Here is a 22,246-nt window from a genome sequence, read left to right on the forward strand (position 1 = left end):
GTTCCGTCCGCATTGCGCCGCGCCATCAAGCAAAGCCCAGGCCGAAGTCTGGTTGAACGACGGCATCTTCCTACAAGAAAATGTGATGGGACTCGGGTAAGCGTTCTCTCCTTTAAATCGAGTTGTCGGTCTTGGCCGAAGAGATTGAGCGCTATCGGGAGGTCGGGATGGGTATGTTGAGGACATCGGCTCTGGCATGCGGACTGTTGATCGGCGCATTCGGCGCTGCCGCGGAAGCGCAGCAGGCTGACATGACGTTTTTTGTCACGAGCACGGGTTCCGGTCAGGGTGCGAATTTCGGCGGGCTCGAGGGCGCGGACCGCCTTTGCCAAACCCTGGCCCAGGCGGTGGGCGCAGGCGCGAAGACCTGGCGGGCCTATCTGTCGACCCAGGCTGTGAACGGCGCAACCGCCGTCAATGCTCGCGATCGCATCGGCCGGGGGCCATGGCAGAACGTCAAGGGTGTTGTCGTCGCCAAAGACGTCGCGGATCTTCACGGCGGAAGCAACAACCTGACCAAGCAGACCGCGCTCACTGAAAAAGGAACAGTTGTCAACGGACGCGGCGACACGCCGAATATCCATGACGTTCTCACCGGTTCTCAACCGGACGGCACGGCTTTCGCGGTCGGTAACGATATGACTTGCGGGAATTGGACAAAGAGCGGTGCCGAAGGTTCTGCGATGGTCGGCCATCACGATCGCATGGGGCTTAACGAGGAGCCGCCAGCCAAGTCTTGGAATTCGTCGCATCCTTCACGTGGCTGCAGTCAGGATGCGTTGAAGACGACTGGCGGGGCTGGCCTGCTTTACTGCTTTGCAGCCAACTGAGCGCCTCGGCGATTTTTCTGACCAGACATGTTCTTGCCGATCGCTTCGGCTTTCGGCGGGGGCATGTTCCCGCCGGCGCCCGTCGCATCGTTCCGAATGCAATGGACAATATAAGGCCACATGGCTCCGGTCCGATGCGCTCGTTAACTATGTAACGGGCGGATTTTGATCTCACTAGATCGTACCCATACGCGAATCTCTTGTATTTCTCTCGCTACAAGCGATAGTTGTCGTGCGCGCTGCGCACGACGCCGGGAGCGCAATGAGAGCGATGATTGAGGGACGACTTCATGACGACCTGGGTGTGGAACGGGGGCACGGGCAGCTGGTCTGATCAGTCGAACTGGACGGCCGAGGGGAGCGGCGAAAACGGTCTCCCCCAAATTGGTGACACGGTCGTCATCGCGAGCGGAAATCCGCAGGTGGAGGCTATCACCCTTCAGGATATCACCATTATCCTCGGCTCGGCCGACAGGAACAACCCCGCGACGTTGACGGCAGATTCGACGATCTTCGCCGCCGGCACGGTCATCATGAACTACGGCGAGACGGCTTTCGCCCGGCTCGAGGTCAGTGGCGATGTGTCGCTGGCCGGTGCTCTGTCGCCTTACGCGAAGGGTGGCACCCTGACGGTGGATATCGCTGACGGCGCGAGCTTCACAAACACCGGCATTGTCACCAGCGGTGAAGTGGCAGCGATCACGATCCTCGGTGAAGGCACTCTCATCAACAATAAGCTGCTTTCAGCGGTGGGAGCCGGCCACCTCGTTCTTGGCGAGGACCTGTCAATCGGCGGCTCCGGCCGAATTGTGCTTGGCGATGGCGGTTTGATTACTGTCAATGGCGCTGTTCCCGCAAGCCAGCAAGTGACATTCAAGGATGGCGGCACTCTCGTCGTGCAGGACCTCGCAAGCTTTAAGGCCGAGATCGCAGCTTTTGCCAGCGGCAACAAGATCGATTTTCCCGCGTTGACCGCCAACGAATTCCATTTCGATTCCACGACGGGCGTCCTGCAGATCGAGGAGAACGGCGTCGTCGTCGGCCAGATGACGTTCTCAGGCGTTTCAGGGCCGGGCATGTTCGAGCTCGCCCCACTCTCTGGCGGTGGGACTTTGCTTGAAGGCTACGTTCCATCGTCTGTCGTGCCGCCGGAAATTGCCGCGCCTGACCTTTTCCCGACCCTGCCGATCGCGCTGCGCGTCGCGCCGGGAGACACGATCACGCTCGAAGATGCGCTCACCCAGGCCTTCGGCAGTGACTTCGGCGGCTACAAGGAATTCTACATTTACTATGCCGGCCAGGAAGTATGGGTCGAGGATCGCTTCTCCTTTTGGGATCCTAAGAATCCGAGCATGAACGAGTGGCTGGTGAATGGCACGCCGATTGGGCCGGGCGAAAACAATATCACCAAGATCACGGCGGATCAGTTGTCCTCGGTGGAGCTGAAAGCCGGTAACGTTATCGGTGCGAATGCTACCATTCTCGTGCCAATAGCTTACGACGACAATGGGAACGCGATTGAATACGCAAATTATAAGCCGATCGTCGTCAATCCGGACCTGATACCGCCTCCGGTCTCGGGGCGTGCGCCGACCGCCGACGATATTGTCGCGATGGCTGAGGCCTACGCCAAGGTCTACTTCAACATTCCGAATACCAACGATTGCTTCAACATCGGCAAGGCGATCGCTGCCTCGGTGGGCGCAGCGTTGCCCGACACTGCCTATAATCTCGATCCAAGCGAGAATGTCGACGGTGGTTTCTGGCGCGTGGCCTACCGCGGCGATCAGGGAGAGCCGGTTCTTGACTGGTCGACGCTCGTTAAGCCGGGTGACATCGTCCGCATGGCATGGCCCGGTGGTGGTGGTCACACGACAACCGTCATCAAAGGGGTTGGGCCAGAAGGCCAGATCCTCGTCTACGACAATGACTCCTTTGTTCCAGGTTTCGAGTCCATCGGCGAGCATTATGCGAACTACGCGCCGGAGACCCTCGCTACGGGCATCACCATTTTTAGGCTTGCCGAGGACGCGCGTTATCTCATCACGGCGACAGATCTGACTGAAACGCTGCAAGGCACGATCCATGATGACGACATACGCCCCAACGGTGGTGCGGACAGCATAACCGGCGGGCCCGGTGATGATCTTGTCCAGGGCCTCACGGCGCAGATGAATGGCATCACCTTCACCGACTTCACGTTCGGCGATACGCTTGGTTTCAACGATCTTTCGTCGCAGAACCTCGTCGTGAACTATACACGAAACGCTGGTGAGATTGTCATTTCCAGCGAAGGTGAAGAGGTGGCGACCGTTACGATCGGCCAGGGGCTCGATGCTCCGATCTTCACCGTTACGAATGATGGCGCGGGAGGCTCGATCATCGGCGTCGTGTCGGGACAGGACCCTGCCGCCGCCGAAATCGCCCCCCTCTACGATGTGCTCGGCCGTCAGCCGGACGCGCCGGGTCTCGATTTCTGGCGGACTGGCATCGAATCCGGCTTGTTGCTCGATGACGTTGCGATGACATTTCTGGAGAGCGCCGAGTTCAAATCAGAGCATGGCGAGCTCAGCGACGGCGGCTTCGTTGAGCTGCTCTACAACACCTATTTCAATCGCCCGCCAGATGTCGAGGGCTATGCCTTTTGGATTGAGGCTCTCGAAGACGGTGCCATTGATCGTGGTACTCTGCTGGTGGGGTTCACGCAGAGCGCCGAATACCACGATCTTCATCAGGTTTAGGGAAGGGTAGCCAACGGCTATGCTGAAGCTGCGCATGCGGGGCGGCGCGGCTTCAGTACGAGGCAGGTTTGGGTTCGCGCAGCATCGCGCCGAATGCGCTGATGAGCGCCTCCGCTGGGCCCCGATGGCCGATGATGCCGACCTCGCGCCCGTGGCGGCCATCATCGTCCACGGGTTTGATGTCCAGTGCGCGTCCAACCGGCGGCACGATGCCCCAGTCTGGCAGCAATGAGACGCCGAGGCCTTCCGCTGCCAGGATGACGATGGTCTCGGGCGCATCGAGCTCGAAAAGTTCGCGTAATTCGAGCTTCCGCTCCGCGAGAAACTTGCTAACGATCTGACCAGTCCAGGCATTGCGATCCATGCGGATGAAGGGGCCTCCTCGCAAGCGCGCGGCGATGCTCAGGCTGGGATCGCTTGGCGGCGCGACGAACACGAGCGGTTCGTTGCGCACGCTCTGCCATGAGAGCGTCTTCGGCAGCTTGAAGGGCGGCCTCACGGCCAGGGCACAGTCGATCTCGCCATAGTCGAGCATCGTGAGAAGCCCCGCCGATGTACCTGGCACCACCTTCATTTCAATGTCAGGATGCTCGTCCGCGAGGCGCTGCAGGGCACGCGGCATCAGCGAGATCAGGGCGGTCGAAATGGCCCCAACCCGCAGTCGTCCGCGCAGCGAGCCGGCCTGCGCGACCTGGTGGAGATCGTCCGCCTGGGCCACGATCTGCCGCGCGCTGCCGAGCACCGCTTGGCCAGCGTCGGTCAAAGCAATGCCCTGTCCACGGCGCACCGTCAACGTGGCGCCGAGGGTTTTCTCAAGGGCGCGGATTTGTTCGGCCACCGAGGCATTGGCCAAGCCGAGATGGCGCGCTGCCGCCGCCAGAGATCCCTTGTCCGCAACGACGCAAAATGTGCGGAGAAAGCGAATGTTCATCAGAGTCCCGTGTTGAAACCGCGCGCGGAAGGCCTCTAGATATGACGGAAATTCCGACATTTGAATACGGAAGTCCTGCGGTTCCTCCGATTGCTGGGGTTGTGTATCGAGCAGATGAGACAAGGAGATATCGATCATGAAACTCGAGGCATCCGCTAAGGGGCTCTTCCCCATCGCCCCCACCCCGTTCAGCCCCGATGGGGCTATCGATTTCAACTCCATCGACAAGCTGACCGATTTTTATGTGGAATGCGGCAGCACGGGCATGACAGTGCTTGGTGTGATGGGAGAGGCGCCCAAGCTCGATGGCGCGGAGGCTATCGACGTCGCCAAGCGTTATATCAAGCGCGCGCCCCAGCTGCCGGTGATCGTTGGCGTGTCCGCGCCGGGCTTCGCGGCGATGCGGAGGTTGAGCCTCGCGGCGATGGATGCGGGCGCGGCCGGTGTCATGATCGCCCCGCCGAACACGCTGCGCACGGACGATCAGATCGTCACGTACTACAGCCAGGCTATTGAGGCGATCGGCTCGGACATCCCGTTCTGCATCCAGGACTTTCCGCTGACCTTCACGGTCGTGATGACACCGGGTGTCATCCGCCGGATCATCACGGACAATCCCTCCTGCGTGATGCTGAAGCATGAGGATTGGCCGGGCCTGGAGAAAATCTCGACCCTGCGCAAGTGGGAGGCCGAGGGTGCGCTGCGCCATGTCTCCATTCTTTGCGGCAACGGCGGACTGTTCCTCGACTTCGAGACCGAGCGCGGCGCCGATGGCGCCATGACCGGCTATGCCTTTCCAGACATGCTGGCTGATCTCGTGCGCCTGACGGTGGCGGGCGAGCGCGATGCGGCGCATGATCTCTTCGATGCGCATCTGCCGCTCTTGCGTTATGAGCAGCAGCCTGGCGTCGGCCTTGCGGTCCGCAAATATGTGATGGCGCGCCGTGGCCTCATCGCCTCCGATGCGCAACGTGCTCCTGCCGGCGGCATGTCCGCGACCGCCAAGGCCGAGGTTGAGTATCTGCTGGCGCGTCTTGCCGCCAAGGACAAGCGCGCGGCTGTCGCCTGAGCCAGAGGAGAGCGATATGGATCTCGGTATCGAGGGGCGCCCGGCGCTCGTCCTAGGCGGTGGTGGTGGCCTCGGCCGCGCGAGCGCCGTCGCGCTGGCCCGTGAGGGAGCCCTGGTGGCGATCGCTGATATTGATCCCGCCGCTGTCAAGGCCTCCTGCGCGGCCGTGGAACGCGTTGGCGGCAAGGCACATGGCATCGTATGGGATCTCGCCGATATCGCCTCCATCGACGGTCATGTGGCAGAGGCGGAGAAGGCCCTCGGCCCGGTGCAGATCCTTGTGAGCTACACCGGCGGCCCGCCGCCGACGCTCGTATCCGGACAGAGCGCCGACGCCTGGCGCAAGTTCTTCGACATGATGGTGGTGTCAGTCATCGGCGTCGCGGACCGGGTGCTGCCGGGCATGCGCGCTGCCAAATGGGGGCGCATCATCACCAGCACGTCGTCGGGTGTCGTCGCGCCGATTCCCAACCTCGGCCTGTCTAACGCACTCCGGCTCTCACTTGTCGGCTGGTCGAAGACGCTGGCGCGGGAAGTGGCAAAGGACGGAATCACGACGAACATCATCGTGCCCGGCCGGATCGCGACAGACCGTATCCGCTTCCTGGACGAGGCCAAGGCCAAGCGCGAAAACCGCTCGGTCGACGAGGTCTCTGTCGAGAGCGTTGGCACCATCCCGGCGGGACGCTATGGCAAACCCGAGGAATACGCCGACGCGGTCGCTTTCCTGGCCAGCGACCGCGCGTCCTACATCACCGGTACCGTTTTGCGGGTGGACGGTGGGCTGATCGGCAGCGTTTGACGGGGCCCGCTTCATCGTCTGAGCTGCAACTCATCCAAACCGCGATGTCCGCATTATGATCTGAGCGGGAGGAGGGGGAACCTCCTCCCGCTTACCTATCCGAGCCCGATCGCGGCCCCTTCGGACGCTACTGCCGTGCGTCGAAGACCATGTTGAACGGTGTTTCCACGGCCACTTTTACATGGTTGAAGCCGCCTTCCTTCATCACGTTGCTCAGGCGCTTCCGGCCGGCTTGCGCGCCGAGCGCAAGCCCCACTTCCTGCGCCATGGATGCGGGCGTGCAGACCATGGTCGAGGCCGCATAGAAAATCCGCCCCACTGGGTTCAGGTTGTCCGCAACGCTGTCACCAGCCTGCGGTTCCACCACCATCCAGACGCCGTCGCGCTTGAGCTCCTTCTTGACATGCGCCGCCGCGCCGGCCGGATCCCCCATGTCGTGCAGGCAATCGAAGAAGCAGACAAGATCATAGGGGCCGCCCGTGAAATCCTTCGCGGTGGCGCGCTCGAAATGGACACGGTCGGCCATTCCGGCGTCGGCCGCGGCCTCCCGCGCCGCGAGAATGGACGGCATGTGATAGTCGAAACCGAAGAAATGTGATTTCGGGAAGGCTTCAGCCATGATCAAGGTCGAAGCGCCGTGGCCGCAGCCCACATCTGCCACGCGCGCTCCGGCTTCAAGCCGCGCCCGAACCCCATCGAGGCTCGGTATCCATTCCGAGACGAGGTGGGCCTTGTAGCCGGTTTTGAAGAAGCGCTCTGTGCCGCGGAACAGGCACATATGGTGTTCATGCCAGCCGAGTCCACGCCCGGTCTTGAAGGCCTCCCTGACGCGGGGCTCGTCACGATATCCGGCCGCGACGATGTCATAAGCGCTCGCCAAAAAGGCTGGCCCATCCTCGTCGGCAAAGACCATGGCCTGTTCCGGATCGAGCGCATAGGTTCCCGCGACCGGATCGAAGTTCACATAGCCCGCGGCGGCTTGGGCCGCGAGCCATTCTTGCACCATCCGTGCGTTGGTTGCGGTGAGCTTCGCGAGCTCATAGGCATTGATCGGTCCGGCTTCCGCCATTGCCCGATAGAATCCGAGTTCGTCTCCGAGCATGACCAGCGAGCCGGTCATGGCGGCGCCGACGTCATCCAGCATCTTGTTCACGAACGCTTGCAGTTTGGTGCCGTCGACTTCGCGTGGTGGTTGGTGAGTTGAACTATCCTGCCTTGCCTCCATCAGAACCTCCCGTGTCTGGGTCTGGAGACCTGTTCGTCAGGAGGCGCCTGGCCGAAGGACGCGTCAAGCGTGAGCAAAGCAATCGCCATCGCGCGCTCGGAGAAGCCGATCGTGACGCAGGAGTTTCGGAGGCCGCGTCGCCTAGGCGGCTGTTCCTCCACGAGCGGTCGGATCAAAGACCCGGTGCTGCCCTCCGTGGTGAACGCATGGAGAACAGATGTGCCACTTTCTGTGTCGGCGGGCTGTGCGTATGTTGGCTAAAGATGGAGTGGGGGAATTGACCTCAACTGCTGAATCTGCAAAGAAACAGCCGCCGGAGACGTGGCCGAGAGGCTGAAGGCGGCGGTTTGCTAAACCGTTATAGGGTTGTAAAGCCCTATCGAGGGTTCGAATCCCTCCGTCTCCGCCATTCCCCTTTTTTGCGCTGTCCGATATTGTCCGAAACGCCTTGCAAAATAAGGCGTTCTGCGCGATCCATCTTCCGAGATAGGCCGCCGTTTTCCGCTCCAAGCCGGAAAAATTCCGGGTAGTTTTCCGGGTATCGGATTCCGGCGACCGGGTATTTCGGGAAACGGCATGCTCACGGACGTCCAGATACGGAAGGCCAAACCCGCCGAGAAGGGTTATAAGCTCACGGATGGAGCCGGACTACATCTGTTTGTTTCGCCTGCTGGCGGGAAGCTCTGGCGCTATCGATATGAGATTGGTGGCAAGGAAAAGCTGCTTTCCCTCGGCCCCTATCCGTCACTGTCCTTATCCGATGCCCGCGAGATAGCGGTTAGGGCCAAGGCGGCTCTCCGCGACGGGAAGGATCCCGCCCTTCTCAAGCGCGAACAGAAGTTGGCGCTGCGGCATGATCCCACTTTAACCTTCCAGGCGCTCGCCGAAGAATGGCACACGCTGCAAAAGCCGCAGTGGGCGCCCATCCACGCGGCCGACGTCCTTCGCAGCTTGGAGCGGGATGTGTTCCCGACGCTGGGTGCGCGGCCGCTCCGCGACATCTCGACGCCCGAAGTGCTTGAGTTGCTACGTGGTGTCGAGAAGCGGGGATCCGGTGAAACCGCGCGGCGCATCCGGCAACGGATCTCGGCCGTCTTTGTGTATGCCATCGCCACCGGACGCGGGGAGACGGATCCCGCTGGAATCGTGCGCGGGGCAATGGCGCCGGTGATCAAGCGTCGCCAGCCGGCTATCACGGACCTCGCTGAAGCGAGGGTCATGCTACAGCGGGTCGACGAAACACCTGGTCATCCCGTCACAAAGCTCGCCATCCGTCTGCTCGCGCTCACGGCGGTTCGACCCGGCACGTTGGCGACAACGCCGTGGTACGAGTTCAATGCTTTGGAGGCCGACGATCCGATCTGGCAGATCCCCTCGGCGCGGATGAAGTTGCTCAAGCAGTTTAAGGATGACGAGGCGCGGGACCATCTCGTGCCGCTATCGCGGCAGGCAGTCGAGACGATCGGGGCGCTCCGCGCGCTGACCGGGCGTGGCCCCTTCGTCTTTCCGAATGGTCGGCATGCGCATAAGCCGATGAGCGAGAATGCAATGGGCTACATGCTCAATCGGGCAGGCTATCATCAGCGGCATGTACCGCATGGATGGCGCTCGACGTTCTCGACGGTGATGAATGAGCGAAACCGGGCGGATCGCCCGGTGATCGATCTCATGTTGGCCCATGTGGCCAAGGATCGGGTCGAGGGTGCCTATAACAGGGCAGAGCACCTGGAGCGGCGTCGGGAGATCGCCCAGGAATGGGCGGATCTGATCATGGCGGGACAGCGGGCGCCAGCCGATCTGCTGGCGCTCCCGCGGAAGATCCTCAAGCGGCCGGCTGTTGCGCCTGAGGGGCGCAGGGGGCAAGCGGAAGGGAATTGATCCAGGCATCAATCTCGCTCTCGCGCCAGCGCACCGCGTTGGGCGCGAGCGCCAGGGGCGCGGGAAACCGACCTTCGCCGATGCGCTTATAGATCGTCGAGCTGCTGAGGCCGGTCTTTTGCTTAACCTCCGCGAGTTTCATCAGCCGGTCGCCGCTAGAAGGGTATGTCATCGTTCAGATCCTCGGAATAGGAGCCGCCCTTGCGATCGGCATAGGCGTTGCTTTTGGGGGAGCTTTCGCGCGTGGTCGTGGTGCCGTACTGGTCAGGATCATCCGCCGCCGGCGGGCCGTTACGCTGGGAATCGAGCAGGGTCAGAGTGCCGCGGAAGCGCGCAAGCACGATCTCGGTCGTATATCGGTCATGGCCGTCGCGGTCCTGCCATTTGCGCGTTTGCAGCTGGCCTTCGATATAGGCCTTTGAGCCCTTGCGGAGGTACTGCTCGGCGATCGTGGCAAGGGCCTCGTTGAAAATCACGACGCTGTGCCACTCAGTACGCTCGCGGCGTTCGCCGGTCGCCTTGTCGCGCCAGGTTTCAGACGTAGCAATTCGCAAGCTGACAATGGGGTTGCCGTCGTTGCTGCGGCGGGTTTCAGGATCCCGACCCAAGTTGCCGACGATAATGACCTTGTTGACTGATCCGGCCATTATGCAGGCTCTCCTTTCTTGATTGCTCGAATCTGTTTGCGGATCCGTTTTGCAGTCCGGCGCAGGCGGCTCGCGTCGCTTTGCAGCGTGGCTGCTGCGGCCTCTTTCTCCGCGGCGGATCGGGTGATGAGCTGCGCGCGGCGCTCAAGATCGGACGCGGCGTCCATCAGGCGGGATCCTTGTTCGCGAGTTTGAGAAGAATGTCAGCGTGGCAGGGCTGGTCGGGCGTGCACCAGCACGCGAGGTTCTTGCCGCGCAAGGCGAGACGAGCACGATCTTTCAGGCTGTCGGTCGCCGTGGCCGCGAATGCTCTCACAGAGGCTGCCTGAGCGTCCGCCTTAGTCTTGAATCGCCACGCCGCGGTGTCGGTTTCAACCCACCATTCCTTCGTGCCTGCCTGTTCACCGGCCGCGATCGTCGCAGGCACCACGCGGAATGGGTTTCCGAAGCCTGACGACCGATCGACCTTCGCTGTGTTCGGCGGCATGCGCCATCCTTTGGTGCGCCGCAGTTGGACACGTTCAGGCATAGTCTCCCTCCCGTGGCGGCGCGGCGGTCAGCCGAACGATTGCAAGCGCCTTGACCAAGCCGTCGCCATCTGGTTCGGAGACCACGGCGCCATGGCTCGGCTCATAGTTCGCCAGCGCATAGGCCGCCGCGATCAGGCGATCATCGGGAACGACGCGAACCGTTTGTTTGCCGTCGATCGGGGCCTTTCCATTCTCGGCCTTAACCAGCCGCGTCGCCTCGATCATCTCGGCCAGGGATACGCCCTGAAGCTCTTCGACTAACGCTGCCATCCCCATCGCGTGGAAACTGCGCTCGCAGATGGCCGCGACGATGGAAAGCGCGCGGGCGTTAGGCATCGCGGGCTGCGGCGCGGCGCCTCGCATTGCATCCAAGGCGCGCTGCATCGCAGTATGGCTCGGCGGCATCTCGGCCGTGTCGCTGGTCGTGGCCACTTTTTCGTCTGCTTTGCCCTTGGCAAAGTCGATGCCGGCATACCATCCACGCGCGGCCGCGCGGATGTTGCTGTTCCGATAATCCTTCTGGATCAGGTCCGCAAAGAAATCGCCATTTTTGGACACGAAGTCTGCGAAGGCGGTCTTTTCTGATAGATCCGCAGGCGGTTTGGGCTGCGGCGCGGCGGCGCTCGCGCGGAGCTGCCCTTCTACGGCGATCATTTGAAAGCCCTGTGGCTCGACATCGACGACATACCGGGGCTTGCCGCGCGTGGTCAGATAAGCGCTAACGACGGTCCCGTGCCAGAGAGCTTCGCCTTTATATTTCTCAACGCGATCACCAGCCTCGAACGCAAAGAGATCCGCCGCGGTCATGGGCGTTTCTCCCGCTTGACGATGATGGCCTCAACCTCCGGCTCTCCGATAATCCTCGCGTTGATCCTGGCTCCCGCGAGAACGCCTCGCAGATTCTGGGTCGTCTCTCGCGAAGCTTGATCGTAGATCTGATCGAGCTTGCATTCATTTCCCCAAGAGCTGGGGCATTCGATTTCGAGGAGAACCCTCACTCGCGCGTGGGCCATCGTCACACTCTCATCGGCATGAGGACGAGCAGCAGGCTGTCATCGTCCGGGGTTGCGATCAGTGTCGGGGAGCCGGCGTCGGCCATGGCGACGGTGACTTTGTGGCTGTCGAGGCTGCCGAGCAGCTCGGCGACATATTTGGCGTTGAAGCCTATGGCGATCGGGTCGGCGGCATAGTCCGCCTCCATCTCCTCGTGCGCATCGCCATTGTCCGGGCTCGTCACGCTCATGGCGACGCGGCCGGCTTCGAACTCGAATTTGACAGCCCGGCCGCGCTCGCTTGAGACTGTCGCCACGCGGTCTGTCGCTTGCGCCATGGCCTCGCGATCGAGCGTCGCGATCTTGTCGTTGCCCTGGGGAATGACCCGCAGATAATCGGGATAGGTGCCGTCGATCAGCTTCGAGGTCAGCACCTCGTCGCCGATGGCGAAGCGGATCTTCGCCGATGACAGCGACACGGCGACATCGCCCGTCGTGTCGAGCATCCGCACCAACTCGCCAACCGTCTTGCGTGGTACGATGACGCCGGGCATGCCAGCGGCGCCTTCGGGCGCGGGTGCCCGGGCACGCGCCAGGCGATGGCCGTCCGTCGCCACGGCCGTGAGCCAGGGCGTTTCGCCGGCCGCGACGTGAAAGAAGATGCCATTCAGGTAATAGCGGGTCTCCTCGGTCGAGATGGCGAAGCGCGTCTGCTCGATCAGCCGCGCCAGAGACTTCGCCGGCATCGAGAAGCTGTGCGGCAACTCGCCGGCGGAGAGGTCGGGGAAGTCTGCCGGCGGCAGCGCAACGACGTGAAACCGCGAGCGGCCGGATTTGACGGTGACGCGTGTGCCATCGGCGTTCACCTCGATGCTTATGCGGGCGCCCTCCGGCATCTTGCGGGCGATATCGTGCAGGGTGGCTGATGGCACCGTGATGGCGCCGGGCGCCTCGATCTCGGAGGCGACGCCTGCGGTTGCCTCCATGTCGAGGTCGGTCGCCTGCAGGGTCAGCCGGCCATCGGCCGCCTTCAGGAGGATGTTGGAGAGGATCGGAATCGTCGTGCGTTTCTCGACGATGCGGTTGAGCGCGGCGAGAGGCTTGAGCAGGGCCGCGCGATCGAGGGTGAGTTTCATTGTGCTCCAGCCTTCGGGAAATGGTGCCGGGTTGCTCTCCCCCCGGCGAAGTCGCGTCCATAAACTCAGACGTTGCAGGCAGGGTCCGCCCCCTGCCGGGCCGACTCACGCGCTCCACGGGCAGCCGTTCGGTCTTGTTGGCGGCCGGCTTCGTCACGCGCATTCGCGCGGGCTGCCGTTAGGCGCGCGCTTCTGGCGTGCCCTCGAAAACGGGTAGCTTGGTGTCGAACTCGACCTGCTCGAGATCGAGTTTCACGCGCTCTCGCAGCACCTGCTCCCATTGGTAGAGTGCGTAGGCCCACATGATATCGCCGCCCTTGACGCGGTAGCGCAGCCGCACCGGGATGCGCACCGCCTCGCCGTCGATGAAGGCGGGCACCTGCAGGATGAACAGCCCCGGCACGACGATCGGTTCGCCCTTGTCGTTGGTGTGCTGCTCATTGAAGACGAGCTGGCTTTCGCCACTCTGGATCTTCACGTGGTTCGCGACCTTCATATCGACGCGCACTGAGAGCCCGCGCGCCAGGTCAAACACTTCGTTGGGCGATGCGACGCGCGTCTTGAACAGCTTCGTGTACTTGTCGATCTCGATTTCAGTGGGCTCGGCAAGGTCAGGCGCACGCTCTTCGAGGAATTCGGCGAAGTCGGCCTGCGAGAGCCCCTTGCCGTTGTTATTGATCCACGCCTCGAATTCCTGGGTGACCGGGTACGGATAATAGATGCGGTGCTCGCCATGCCGGGGGGCATTGTCGAGGGTGTGATAGTCGACGACGGCGGTGAGGCCTGGGCTGGGCCATTCGGTGCGGGCAAAGACGGCGGAACCGTCATCCTTGTGCCGATTGACCAGCTCGACGAAGGCGCGGAGCGTGGTGACCCGCGCCGTCCCTTTGCGGCGTTCCGGGTTGATACGATACCGCTCGATCTCATCGCGCAATGTCGAGATCTTGCCGCCCTGACGACGGTCGATCAGCAAGGGCACAGCTTTGGGCAATCCCTCGCCCATACCGTCCGTCGAAAGCCAGTCGATTTCCAGCGGCCGTCCGCTCGCTTCCAGGGCGAGGCGGGCAATTCTTTCGACGCCTTCACCGCCATCGGGAATGCGGCGTGCGCCCAGCGATGCGAGCGCGGCACTGATCTCGTCGGCGGCCTCGGCCGCCTTGTTTTCGGTCGTCTCTGACATGGAAAAGTATCCTCGGTGGCAGGGAAAGGTCAGGCGCCGGCGCGCTCGCGTTCACGCTCGCTTGCGTCGCGCGGGAACATGTCGTGCTGGCTGGGATGGGAGACGCTGAGGCCGCCGTCGATTGCCCAGAAGGGCGTTGCGGCGAAGGCCTTGTCTTCGGGAAGCTTGGATTTCACGGTCGGCTTGAGATCGAGCCGGCCGCTCTCATAATTGATCGTCAGGGTGACGGTGATGGTCGCCGTGCCCTTTTCGGACGGCAGAGCCTCCAAGGTCTCGACAGCCTTGGTCAAATGCTCGTCACAGGTTTCGGCAAATTTGCCGCGGTTCAAAAGGCCAAGCGTCTCGTCGAAACGACGGATGGTGCGCACGGACAAGGGCAGTCTCCCAGGGTCAGGCCGCAAGCGCGGCAGGGCAAAGACGGTTGAGGCGGTCGCGCCATTCGTCGGCGGCGCGTGCCCAGGGCCAGACGACGATGGCGCCGCGGTTGAGGCGCACCGGCTCGGCCTGCTCGACGATGGGATTCCATGGTCGAGGTGGTGTGGTGAGCAGCTGCCGCCGCTCGGTGGCGAGCATGCGGATATCCATGAGATGAACCGCCGCGACGACTTCCGGCGCCAGCGGCCATGGGACTCCGGCAGCGGCATAGATCGCCGCGTCGGCGCGGAGTTTCAGGCGCTTGATTGCCATGAGCACCGCCGAGCCGCCGAAATGCCCGGCGGTGACGATGCGGGCGGCTTCGGCCAAGGCTTCGGCCATGGGCGATGAGATGTCGCCGAGGTAGGCCTCGTGTGCGTCGTGCAGCAAGAACGCGGCGGCGATATCGCGCCGGCCCGTTTCTGCCAGGACAGCATCAGCGCCGATACAGGAGTGTTGCGCCACCGAATACGGCCCGGTCGGGGTATGCCCAGTGAAACGCGCGATGCGGCCGAGCGCGTCGGGCACGTCACGGCGCAGGTCCACCATGTCCGGCGTCGGATTAAGGAGATCAAAGGCGATGCCGGATCCGGTCTGAAGCCACGGCGAGGTCATCGGCGCCCCCGACCAAAGAGGCGCACAAGAGCGACCACGATCAGGGCGACGATTGTTGCGGCGACTGCATAGCCTGCTGTCGCCATCACCATAGCCGCGAGCACGGGGCGTGCCTCCATGGGTCAGCTTCCGATCAGCGAGGCATAGCCGGTGAGAACGGTGCCGAGGCCGAGGATAAAGGCGATCGCCGCGAATTCGGCGGCCTGCTCGATCCGGCGGGCGATGTTGACGGGAACGCCTGGCGCCTCGGCCTCGTCCGGGAGGGAGGAAACCCGCGGTTCTGGCAGGCAATAGCGCGGTCCGGCGCGATAGGCGGCGTCACAGCCGAGATGATGGATCTCCTGCTGCGAGAAGCCCTGGGCGATCAGGTCCTTTTCGGTGCAGCAGCCCGCGAGAGCGGTGCGCTCGCGCATGACATTGGCCATGGCCTGGGCGCGCGTGGCACGCCATGCGGGGTCGCGAAAATTGAAATTGGGAGAAAGCATACGGGTATCTCCATCAAAGCGGTGTTAGCTCGCACTGATGAAATACCGAATTGGTATATTTCGTCAATACCAAATTGTCATAAAAAACGATTCGACAAACCTTATCGTACCTGCTTTGTTCTCAAACATTAAAGATCAGTGAAGCTTATGGAGCGTGCCAGAATGATCAGCAGTAGCCCACGGCGGACCTTGTTCATGGTAGTTCCCTGCGACAGGGACGTGCGCGGGAATGTGGTGGCTGGGCACCCTATCGAGGCGCCAGACAGCCAAACGGCTGTGAGGCGAGCAGAGCGCCTTGCGAGTCGTCGCGCTGGCGCGGTCGCTTTCGCGCGCACTGGAGACACGGTTTTCGGCGAGTGGGACGAGGCCGTCGTTCTCGGTCGCTTTGGTCGCGTGCCAGATGAGATCGTGGAACGATTGAAAGCAGCTTAGAGCTTTATCTCACCTCGGGCGGATCCAGCTGACAGGCGAGGCCCAATGCACCACTTGATCTCGCATCGTGGGTGCATTCGTGGATTCAAGATCGTAGCGATCCGCTAACTTTCCTGCGACTAGGCGCTTTATTAAAACTCGACCATCATCCAGGCCGACAACGCAAAGCCGGCCTGTCATTGTGGCGTCGGGCGCACGGGGTTCGTCGTCGTAGTAGACGAGCCATCCATGATCTGCGACGCCATACATGCTGTCGCCTTTAATCTCCAAAGCGACAGTCTGATCGCTGGCGCCCGGCGGACGCTCGACTTCCTCCATGAGGCCGTCCCCCGCCTCATAAAAATGCGCCTCCGCACCCGCGCCCACGAAGCCGACCAGCCTCGCCGTACGGGGTCCGAAGAGCAGGGTTACAGGGTCAAGGCCCAAGATGGGCGCCAAGCGCTCTGCCCATTCCCGGGTCATCTCGCGATCGCCTTTTTCGAGCCGCTGAATCTGAGGCTGCGATGTGCCCGCTTGCTCGGCCAACGCCGCTTGGGAGAGGCCTTTGTTGCGGCGCGCTTTAGCAAGATAGCTCATACCAGTTTGGTAAGACGGGACCGTTCGCGCGTCTAATGCCAAAATGGCATTTTTTGGCTTGCGCAAATAATACCGAATTGGCATATTCGGGGACATGAGGCTTCTCGCTTATCTCCAAACTAAGAAGATCAGCGGCGCGGATTTCGCGCGGTTGATTGGTGCGTCGCAGGCGGCCGTAAATCGGTACTGCAACGGACGGCGGATGCCGCATGCCGCTATGCTCTTGAAAATCCATGAGATTACCGGTGGGCAAGTTACGCCTAACGATTTTCTCTTCGAGACCACCGCGCCCCCAACGGTGGCGTCGGCCTCGCCGTCCGCGCTCCCCCAGTCCCGTGCGGGCGGCGAGGTCAACTGCCGAGAGGTGGTGTGATGGGTCTGCATTGCCGCGCTCCGCCGTGATCTGACGCTGGGCACTCAACCACACAATTGTCGTTCCCCCTCCGGGAAAACCCGACGTGTTTTCCCGGCACGGGAACGCGTTTGACCTTGACGAAGGTTCGCCATGTCCACGATCAACCGTGCTGCCTCCGAAGAGTGGTTTCACCGCATCAAGTCCGCGACCCGCGACCTCGTCCGCCTTTGCGGCGGCGTCGTGCGCGCCGGCGAAATCACCAACACATCGAAGTCCGAAGTCTCGCGCTGGCAGTCGGCGAATGACACGGACATCATCCCGATATCGGCGGTGCTTGCGCTGCAAGCCGAATGCGGCGTGCCCATGATCACCACCGTGATGGCGGATCTCGAAGGGCGCCGCCTGTCCGACCCGGAATCAGAGGGGATCGCCGCGTCCACCTCGTGCTTCCGCACCCATCATGCCGAGTTCCTGCGAGCCTCGGCGGATGTCTCGGTCGCGACGGCCACGGCGCTCGCCGATGGGGAGGTATCGGCGGCAGAAGCCGAGATCGTCGACCGCGAGTTGGCGGACCTTGAGCGCGTGGTGGCCACCAAGCGGCAGATGCTGGCCGGCATCAAGGCGCGCAACCTGCGCGCGGTGAGCTGAGCGAATGGACCAGATCCCCACGCGTTTCGCGATAGAGCGGATGCTCGCATCCCGGAAGCAACGTGCGATCACTGTGCGATTTCTGAGAGAGCGGGCGCTGAAACTTTCCGGCGCCGAGCGCGCCAGCGTCGAGAGCCTGGCGGATCTCTTCCAGCATGCCGACAAGCCCTATCCCGAGGTCGTGGATCCGTGGTGGGAACTGGTTCCGTACCGCTGGCAGAAAGACGTCGAGGCCCGCGGCGGCGTGGGCTCTGCGGGCCAGCAATGTGTGGAGAATTGACGTGCGCCGGCGCTTCGCTGTCGTGCGGCTCTGCCATCCCCGCCGTCACCGGATCGCGCGCAGAATGCGGGCAGTCGGCTGGCCGATCTTCGCGATTGCCCGTGCGCTGCGCATGCCGCGCGAGCGTGTCGAATCCGCAATCGGTGGATCCCGTCTCTGGGACGCGGCGACTGTCGCCTTCTTCCGGGAGGCATTGTGATTTCCCTGATTTCTGACGCAGCGCTCGACGAGCTCAAGCGGCGCAATCCATGTGACATGGTCGCGGCAAAATGGGTGAACCTGCGCACCTCCGCGGGCAAGATGGTCGGCCCCTGTCCGATCTGTTCGTCCAACCGCTTCTCGAAATCCGCGGCCCGTTTCGAGGCCTGCGCTGAGAGCTGGGTCTGCGCCGTCTGCCAGGATGGTGGCGACGTCATTCGTCTTGTTCGCCTTGTCGAGGGCAAGGATTTTCGTGGCGCGGTCGAATGGCTGGGCGGGGCGCAGGAACCGGATCCGGCTGCGGCCGCTCGCCATGCCAAGGAACGGGCTGACAGGAAGGCCAAGGCCGAACAGGACGCGGTTAAGTTTCGCGAGCAGGAACGCGCGCGGCTGCATCGCATCTGGGAACATGGCGAACCGCTCGTCGGCTCCCTTGCCGCCGACTATCTCGCTGGCCGCGGTATCGTGGCGCCACCTGGCGCCCGCCTGCGCTGCCATCCAGAGATGTACTATTTCCACGGCGAGACCCGTGACGAGAACGGCCGGCGCAACCCGCGCATGATCCACAAGGGGCCCGCCATGGTGGCGGCCATCGTGGGGCCGGATGGCCGCTTTTCCGGCATCCACATCACCTATCTGGATGCGGCGACGGCGAAAAAGGCCGTCATCATCGACCCGGACTCGGGCGAGATCCTTCCGGCGAAAAAGGTGCGGGGCTCGAAGCGCGGCGGTTACATCCACCTTGGCGGCGACGTGACGCGCGCCCGCACGCTCGATATCGGCGAAGGCATTGAGACGGTGTTGTCCGTGCGCCAGGCGCTCGTGCAGGCCGGGCGGGGTATCGACGATTGCCTGTTCTGGTCCTCGATCGACCTCGGCAATCTCGGCGGCAAGGCCACCCAGACGGTCCCGCATCCGACCCTGACATGGCGCAATGAGCTTGGGCACGTACGACGTCAGCGCTTGCCGGGCCCGGTTCCCGATCTCGACGAGCCATCCATCCCCGTGCCGGACAGGATCGACAACGTGATCCTGCTTGGGGATGGCGACAGTGACCGCGAGCTGACCAAAAATGCCCTGCTGCGCGCCGCCCGTCGCTTCCGCAAGCCCGGCCGCGCGATCCGCGCCGCCTGGGCGGATGCAGGCAAGGATTTCAACGACATGCTGCAAGAGGAGATGGCGGGGTGAGCCCGATCAATCTGCCGCTCTTTGCCTTCGACCTCGTGATGGCTGACCCGCCTTGGCCTTGGGAAGCCTATTCGAGCAAGGGCCTGGAGAAGTCACCCGAAGCGCAATACGCGACTATGAGCTTCTCCGAAATTGAGGCTTTACGGCTCGGCGATCTGCTCGCGCCGGGCGGCGTCATGTTCCTGTGGTGCACTTGGCCGCTCATCGGCCGGCAGGAAGCCCTGATGCGTGCCTGGGGCATCGAGCCGAAAACGGGCGGCGTCTGGGCCAAGCGCACGGCGAGCGGCAAGCTGCGGTGGGGCACGGGCTATGTGCTGCGCAGCGTCTGCGAGCCTTTCCTGATTGGGACCTTGCCCAGATCCGGCGCGCGCGGCGCGTCGCTCGCAAACCTATTCGAGACGATCGAAAATGCCGTTGTTGACGGCCTCGCTCGCGAGCATTCCCGCAAACCCGACGAAGCTTATGCGCTCCTCGAGGCCCTCACGCCGGGTGCCCGCCGCGCCGACATCTTCGCGCGCCAGCGGCGGCCCGGCTGGGATGGTTGGGGCAACGAGCTCGATAAATTCGAGAGCGCAGTATGAGCTTGCTAAGCCGCATTTGCCAGCATGCGCTTCGCCATCCATTCGATGAAGGCGGAACGGGTCAGCTTTTGACGCGCCGCCTCCTCATCGATGGCGGCGAGAATGCCGGCATCAATGGAAAGATTGGCTTTGGCCGGCCGTCCAGATTCGCGGATCAGCGGAACGCTTGCCAAGGTGGCACCTTCAGCGAGCGCCTCCCGTACATCCGCGTCCCGGCGCAGATCCTCAACCGCGCGCGGTGCCGGAACGGCATTGCCGCGAGCCTCGCTCACCTCCGTCCAATCACGCATGGCTTCGCCCGCATTCGCCAAGGCTTCCTCGATGGTCTCGCCCATTGCCGAGCAGCCCGGAAGATCGGGCACGACGACGCCATAGGCGCCCGCTTCACCGTCGATCAGAACTGTATAGCGCGCCATTATCTTCTTCCTTCCTGCCGCGAGGCTGGCTCAGCGCCAGCCCGCGATGTTTGCGATATTGCGGCCAACGCCCGGAGACAAGGTGCGGTGGCGGGGAACCGAGATGATGCCGGCCTTCGACGGGTGCACGTAAATGTCGTGCTGCGCGCCGTGGCGGTCGAGAACCCAGCCTTCCCGCTCCAGCTTGCGGATGATCTTGGCCCGGTTCGTTTCAACATTCGACATCGTCTCGCCTCTCTCTATGCGCCTATATTGGCGCATGAGCCTGCGAACGTCCACGAAAAATGCGCATATATAGGCGCAAAAAGATACGAAAAGGGCTCGCCATGACCGACACTCCGCGGCGGACAGCCGACCTGATCGACAATGCTGAGGTCATTGATGACGAGTGCGAGATCGACGGCGAGGAAGAGACAGGGCAGAAAGGGGTAGAAAGCCATTCGGGCAATAAGCCGCCTCCCACGCCGCGTGCGCTCGGCTATGACATCGAGCGGATGAATGAGGAATTCGCCCTTGTTCTGATGGGCTCCAAGGCAGTCGTTTTTCTTGAGCAGCCAAATGCGCCAATCGAGGACGTGCAACGCGTCCTGACGCTCGATGCTCTGCGCGCATGGTTTGCCAATCGATGGACCGAGATCGTCTCTAACGACGGCAAGATCAAGGCGATTACCTGGGCGACGGCGTGGCTCTCCGACCGCAAGCGTCGCAGCTATCGCGGGATAGAATTTCATCCTGACAAGGATAACGCTCCGGGTACGAAAGATTATCTCAATCTCTGGTCCGGCTTCTCGGTCACACCCCGAAAAAAGAAGGACGGTTACGCGGTCCTGCGCGACCATATGCTCAATAACGTCTGCGACGGGAACGAGACGATCTTCCGGTGGCTTTTCGGATTCTTCGCGCACATGTTGCAGCGACCGCGCGAGAGGCTAGGCGTGGCAATCGTGTTGCGCGGCCTCATGGGATCGGGCAAGACCAAACTCGGTGAGGTCATGGGCTCGCTGATCCAGCGGCATTACTTCCTCGTTGATGACCCCCGCTATGTCACGGGGCAATTCAACGCTCATATGGCGACCTGTCTTTTGCTCCAGGCTGACGAGGCGGTCTGGGCGGGCGACAAGACAGCCGAAGGCAGGCTTAAAGGGCTGGTCACGTCGCCGATACAGCAGATCGAAGCGAAGGGAGTGGATCCTATCAGGCTGAAGAATTATCTGCGCCTGATTATGACCTCAAACAATGATTGGGTCGTGCCGGCTGGCAAGGATGAGCGACGATTTTGCGTGCTCGACATCAATCCGCGCTGTGCACAAAACCATGATTATTTTCGCGAGATGGATGCGGAGCTTGACAGCGGCGGCCGTGAGGCGCTGCTGTACGATCTCTTGCATTTCGACCTATCCTCGGTCGATTTACGCAAGATCCCCCGCACTTCAGCCTTGTTAGAGCAGAAGATCCGCTCGCTCGATTCGGTCGAAATGTGGTGGTTCGAACGTCTCATGTCGGGCACAAGTACGCGCGGTGGCGAGAGTTGGCTGCGCGTTATCCCTAAATCGGTGCTCGCTGATGACTATATTGCCGTCTCCGATCGCGTTGGTGTCAAGCGAAGAGCGGCTGACACGGAAGTCGGCATGAAGTTGGCAAAGCTTGTGCCAGGCATCATCACTGAGCGCAGTTCCTGGGACGGCGCAGACGGATCTCAGCGGCGGGTTTGGTGTTGGCGATTGCCTTCGGTCGAGGATTGTCGAGCCAGTTTCGAGGAAGCCCTGCAACAACGCGTGGACTGGCCGTGAACCTCGCCGCGAGAGAGACAGGGTGCTCGGGGTAGAAGCAGATTTCGTGAAGGTCCAACCTAGGTTGGACAGGATTGAGCAGGTTGGACAGGAATAGACGATATTTATCAATGTGTTGCCAACCTGTCCAACCTGTCCAACCCATTTCCTTACGTGCGCGCAGGCATGCGCGCGAGGCATGGCTAGCCGACGCTCCCTGTCTCGCGGGCTAATTTTCACAAACCTCAAAACCGGTTGGACAGGTTGGACAGGTTGGACAAAGCATTCGCGAGTAATGCTTTCAGGGTTGTCCAACCTTCTTCTTTTT

At 62.2% G+C, this 22,246-nt stretch carries 28 protein-coding genes and 1 tRNA gene; 13 read left to right on the forward strand and 16 right to left on the reverse strand.

Going from position 1 to position 22,246, the window contains the following annotated elements; all coding sequences use genetic code 11:
* Window positions 1-167: 167 nt before the first annotated feature.
* Both KIO76_RS15860 and KIO76_RS15865 read left to right on the forward strand, forming a co-directional pair.
* Complete coding sequence (locus tag KIO76_RS15860) at window positions 168-830, forward strand: hypothetical protein (protein WP_213324165.1); 663 nt, start codon at window positions 168-170, stop codon at window positions 828-830.
* Between the two features lie 290 nt (window positions 831-1,120).
* On the forward strand, window positions 1,121-3,571 hold the full coding sequence (locus KIO76_RS15865) for a DUF4214 domain-containing protein (RefSeq protein ID WP_213324166.1): 2,451 nt from the start codon (window positions 1,121-1,123) through the stop codon (window positions 3,569-3,571).
* 52 nt (window positions 3,572-3,623) lie between these two features.
* Here KIO76_RS15865 and KIO76_RS15870 read toward each other — a convergent pair whose 3' ends face one another.
* The gene (locus tag KIO76_RS15870; protein ID WP_213324167.1) at window positions 3,624-4,502 is read right to left on the reverse strand and encodes a LysR substrate-binding domain-containing protein; all 879 of its coding nucleotides are present in this window, start codon (window positions 4,500-4,502) and stop codon (window positions 3,624-3,626) included.
* A 136-nt stretch (window positions 4,503-4,638) separates the two neighbouring features.
* Between KIO76_RS15870 and KIO76_RS15875 the strand changes: the two genes are divergently transcribed.
* Together KIO76_RS15875 and KIO76_RS15880 are read left to right on the forward strand one after the other, a co-directional pair.
* Complete coding sequence (locus tag KIO76_RS15875; RefSeq protein ID WP_213324168.1) at window positions 4,639-5,571, forward strand: dihydrodipicolinate synthase family protein; 933 nt, start codon at window positions 4,639-4,641, stop codon at window positions 5,569-5,571.
* Window positions 5,572-5,587: 16 nt separating this feature from the next.
* Window positions 5,588-6,373, forward strand: a complete 786-nt coding sequence (locus KIO76_RS15880; protein WP_213324169.1) for an SDR family oxidoreductase — start codon at window positions 5,588-5,590, stop codon at window positions 6,371-6,373.
* Between the two features lie 127 nt (window positions 6,374-6,500).
* On the opposite strand, the gene KIO76_RS15885 is transcribed toward KIO76_RS15880, so the two are convergent.
* Window positions 6,501-7,598, reverse strand: coding sequence for a class I SAM-dependent methyltransferase (locus tag KIO76_RS15885; RefSeq protein ID WP_213324170.1), 1,098 nt, complete (start codon window positions 7,596-7,598; stop codon window positions 6,501-6,503).
* A gap of 315 nt (window positions 7,599-7,913) precedes the next feature.
* Between KIO76_RS15885 and KIO76_RS15890 the strand changes: the two genes are divergently transcribed.
* Both KIO76_RS15890 and KIO76_RS15895 read left to right on the forward strand, forming a co-directional pair.
* A tRNA-Ser gene (locus KIO76_RS15890) sits at window positions 7,914-8,007 on the forward strand.
* A gap of 167 nt (window positions 8,008-8,174) precedes the next feature.
* Window positions 8,175-9,476: a tyrosine-type recombinase/integrase gene (locus KIO76_RS15895; protein WP_213324171.1), complete on the forward strand. Its 1,302-nt coding sequence runs from the start codon at window positions 8,175-8,177 to the stop codon at window positions 9,474-9,476.
* On the opposite strand, the gene KIO76_RS15900 is transcribed toward KIO76_RS15895, so the two are convergent.
* From KIO76_RS15900 to KIO76_RS15950, 12 genes are all read right to left on the reverse strand, one after another.
* Complete coding sequence (locus KIO76_RS15900; protein WP_213324172.1) at window positions 9,421-9,648, reverse strand: helix-turn-helix transcriptional regulator; 228 nt, start codon at window positions 9,646-9,648, stop codon at window positions 9,421-9,423. The two genes, KIO76_RS15895 and KIO76_RS15900, sit on opposite strands and share 56 nt — an antisense overlap.
* Window positions 9,632-10,123: a single-stranded DNA-binding protein gene (gene ssb / locus KIO76_RS15905; protein ID WP_213324173.1), complete on the reverse strand. Its 492-nt coding sequence runs from the start codon at window positions 10,121-10,123 to the stop codon at window positions 9,632-9,634. Before ssb ends, KIO76_RS15900 begins: the two co-directional genes overlap by 17 nt.
* Window positions 10,123-10,290, reverse strand: a complete 168-nt coding sequence (locus KIO76_RS15910) for a hypothetical protein (RefSeq protein WP_213324174.1) — start codon at window positions 10,288-10,290, stop codon at window positions 10,123-10,125. The genes ssb and KIO76_RS15910 overlap by 1 nt, the downstream gene beginning before the upstream one ends.
* On the reverse strand, window positions 10,290-10,652 hold the full coding sequence (locus KIO76_RS15915; protein WP_213324175.1) for a DUF4326 domain-containing protein: 363 nt from the start codon (window positions 10,650-10,652) through the stop codon (window positions 10,290-10,292). Before KIO76_RS15915 ends, KIO76_RS15910 begins: the two co-directional genes overlap by 1 nt.
* Entirely contained in the window at window positions 10,645-11,460 is an 816-nt protein-coding gene (locus KIO76_RS15920; protein ID WP_213324176.1) for a hypothetical protein, read from the reverse strand. The genes KIO76_RS15915 and KIO76_RS15920 overlap by 8 nt, the downstream gene beginning before the upstream one ends.
* A 208-nt stretch (window positions 11,461-11,668) precedes the next feature.
* The gene (dnaN, locus tag KIO76_RS15925) at window positions 11,669-12,781 is read right to left on the reverse strand and encodes a DNA polymerase III subunit beta (protein ID WP_213324177.1); all 1,113 of its coding nucleotides are present in this window, start codon (window positions 12,779-12,781) and stop codon (window positions 11,669-11,671) included.
* Window positions 12,782-12,959: 178 nt separating this feature from the next.
* Window positions 12,960-13,961 (reverse strand): DUF2303 family protein, encoded by a 1,002-nt coding sequence (locus KIO76_RS15930; RefSeq protein ID WP_213324178.1) that lies wholly within the window; start codon window positions 13,959-13,961, stop codon window positions 12,960-12,962.
* A gap of 29 nt (window positions 13,962-13,990) precedes the next feature.
* Entirely contained in the window at window positions 13,991-14,329 is a 339-nt protein-coding gene (locus KIO76_RS15935; RefSeq protein ID WP_291975520.1) for a YfdP family phage-associated protein, read from the reverse strand.
* A 22-nt stretch (window positions 14,330-14,351) separates the two neighbouring features.
* The gene (locus tag KIO76_RS15940) at window positions 14,352-14,990 is read right to left on the reverse strand and encodes a hypothetical protein (protein ID WP_213324180.1); all 639 of its coding nucleotides are present in this window, start codon (window positions 14,988-14,990) and stop codon (window positions 14,352-14,354) included.
* Window positions 14,987-15,109 (reverse strand): hypothetical protein, encoded by a 123-nt coding sequence (locus KIO76_RS31395; protein ID WP_283771443.1) that lies wholly within the window; start codon window positions 15,107-15,109, stop codon window positions 14,987-14,989. Before KIO76_RS31395 ends, KIO76_RS15940 begins: the two co-directional genes overlap by 4 nt.
* Before the next feature lie 3 nt (window positions 15,110-15,112).
* A complete protein-coding gene (locus KIO76_RS15945) occupies window positions 15,113-15,475 on the reverse strand; it encodes a hypothetical protein (protein WP_213324181.1) in 363 nt (120 codons plus the stop codon).
* A gap of 441 nt (window positions 15,476-15,916) precedes the next feature.
* Window positions 15,917-16,579 carry an XRE family transcriptional regulator gene (locus KIO76_RS15950; protein WP_213324182.1) on the reverse strand — a complete coding sequence of 221 codons (663 nt, stop codon included), beginning with the start codon at window positions 16,577-16,579 and terminating at the stop codon, window positions 15,917-15,919.
* On the opposite strand from KIO76_RS15950, the gene KIO76_RS31775 reads away from it, so the two are divergent.
* The 6 genes from KIO76_RS31775 to KIO76_RS15980 all read left to right on the forward strand — a co-directional run bounded on the left by KIO76_RS31775 (window position 16,578) and on the right by KIO76_RS15980 (window position 19,733).
* Complete coding sequence (locus KIO76_RS31775) at window positions 16,578-16,856, forward strand: helix-turn-helix domain-containing protein (RefSeq protein ID WP_213324183.1); 279 nt, start codon at window positions 16,578-16,580, stop codon at window positions 16,854-16,856. The two genes, KIO76_RS15950 and KIO76_RS31775, sit on opposite strands and share 2 nt — an antisense overlap.
* A gap of 132 nt (window positions 16,857-16,988) precedes the next feature.
* A complete protein-coding gene (locus KIO76_RS15960) occupies window positions 16,989-17,486 on the forward strand; it encodes a hypothetical protein (protein ID WP_213324184.1) in 498 nt (165 codons plus the stop codon).
* 4 nt (window positions 17,487-17,490) lie between these two features.
* The gene (locus KIO76_RS15965) at window positions 17,491-17,766 is read left to right on the forward strand and encodes a hypothetical protein (RefSeq protein WP_213324185.1); all 276 of its coding nucleotides are present in this window, start codon (window positions 17,491-17,493) and stop codon (window positions 17,764-17,766) included.
* 1 nt (window position 17,767) lies between these two features.
* Window positions 17,768-17,965, forward strand: coding sequence for a hypothetical protein (locus KIO76_RS15970; RefSeq protein ID WP_213324186.1), 198 nt, complete (start codon window positions 17,768-17,770; stop codon window positions 17,963-17,965).
* Window positions 17,962-19,152 carry a DUF7146 domain-containing protein gene (locus KIO76_RS15975; RefSeq protein WP_213324187.1) on the forward strand — a complete coding sequence of 397 codons (1,191 nt, stop codon included), beginning with the start codon at window positions 17,962-17,964 and terminating at the stop codon, window positions 19,150-19,152. The genes KIO76_RS15970 and KIO76_RS15975 overlap by 4 nt, the downstream gene beginning before the upstream one ends.
* Window positions 19,149-19,733 carry an MT-A70 family methyltransferase gene (locus KIO76_RS15980; protein WP_291975280.1) on the forward strand — a complete coding sequence of 195 codons (585 nt, stop codon included), beginning with the start codon at window positions 19,149-19,151 and terminating at the stop codon, window positions 19,731-19,733. Before KIO76_RS15975 ends, KIO76_RS15980 begins: the two co-directional genes overlap by 4 nt.
* Before the next feature lie 5 nt (window positions 19,734-19,738).
* On the opposite strand, the gene KIO76_RS15985 is transcribed toward KIO76_RS15980, so the two are convergent.
* Window positions 19,739-20,149 carry a type II toxin-antitoxin system HicB family antitoxin gene (locus tag KIO76_RS15985; protein WP_213324188.1) on the reverse strand — a complete coding sequence of 137 codons (411 nt, stop codon included), beginning with the start codon at window positions 20,147-20,149 and terminating at the stop codon, window positions 19,739-19,741.
* A 30-nt stretch (window positions 20,150-20,179) separates the two neighbouring features.
* Window positions 20,180-20,374, reverse strand: coding sequence for a type II toxin-antitoxin system HicA family toxin (locus KIO76_RS15990; RefSeq protein WP_213324189.1), 195 nt, complete (start codon window positions 20,372-20,374; stop codon window positions 20,180-20,182).
* Between the two features lie 101 nt (window positions 20,375-20,475).
* Here KIO76_RS15990 and KIO76_RS15995 point away from each other — a divergent pair, with 101 nt between their 5' ends.
* A complete protein-coding gene (locus KIO76_RS15995) occupies window positions 20,476-21,939 on the forward strand; it encodes a primase-helicase family protein (RefSeq protein WP_213324190.1) in 1,464 nt (487 codons plus the stop codon).
* The last annotated feature ends 307 nt before the right edge of the window (window positions 21,940-22,246 follow it).

Source organism: Chelatococcus sp. YT9, assembly GCF_018398315.1.
Classification (GTDB): Bacteria; Pseudomonadota; Alphaproteobacteria; order Rhizobiales; family Beijerinckiaceae; genus Chelatococcus.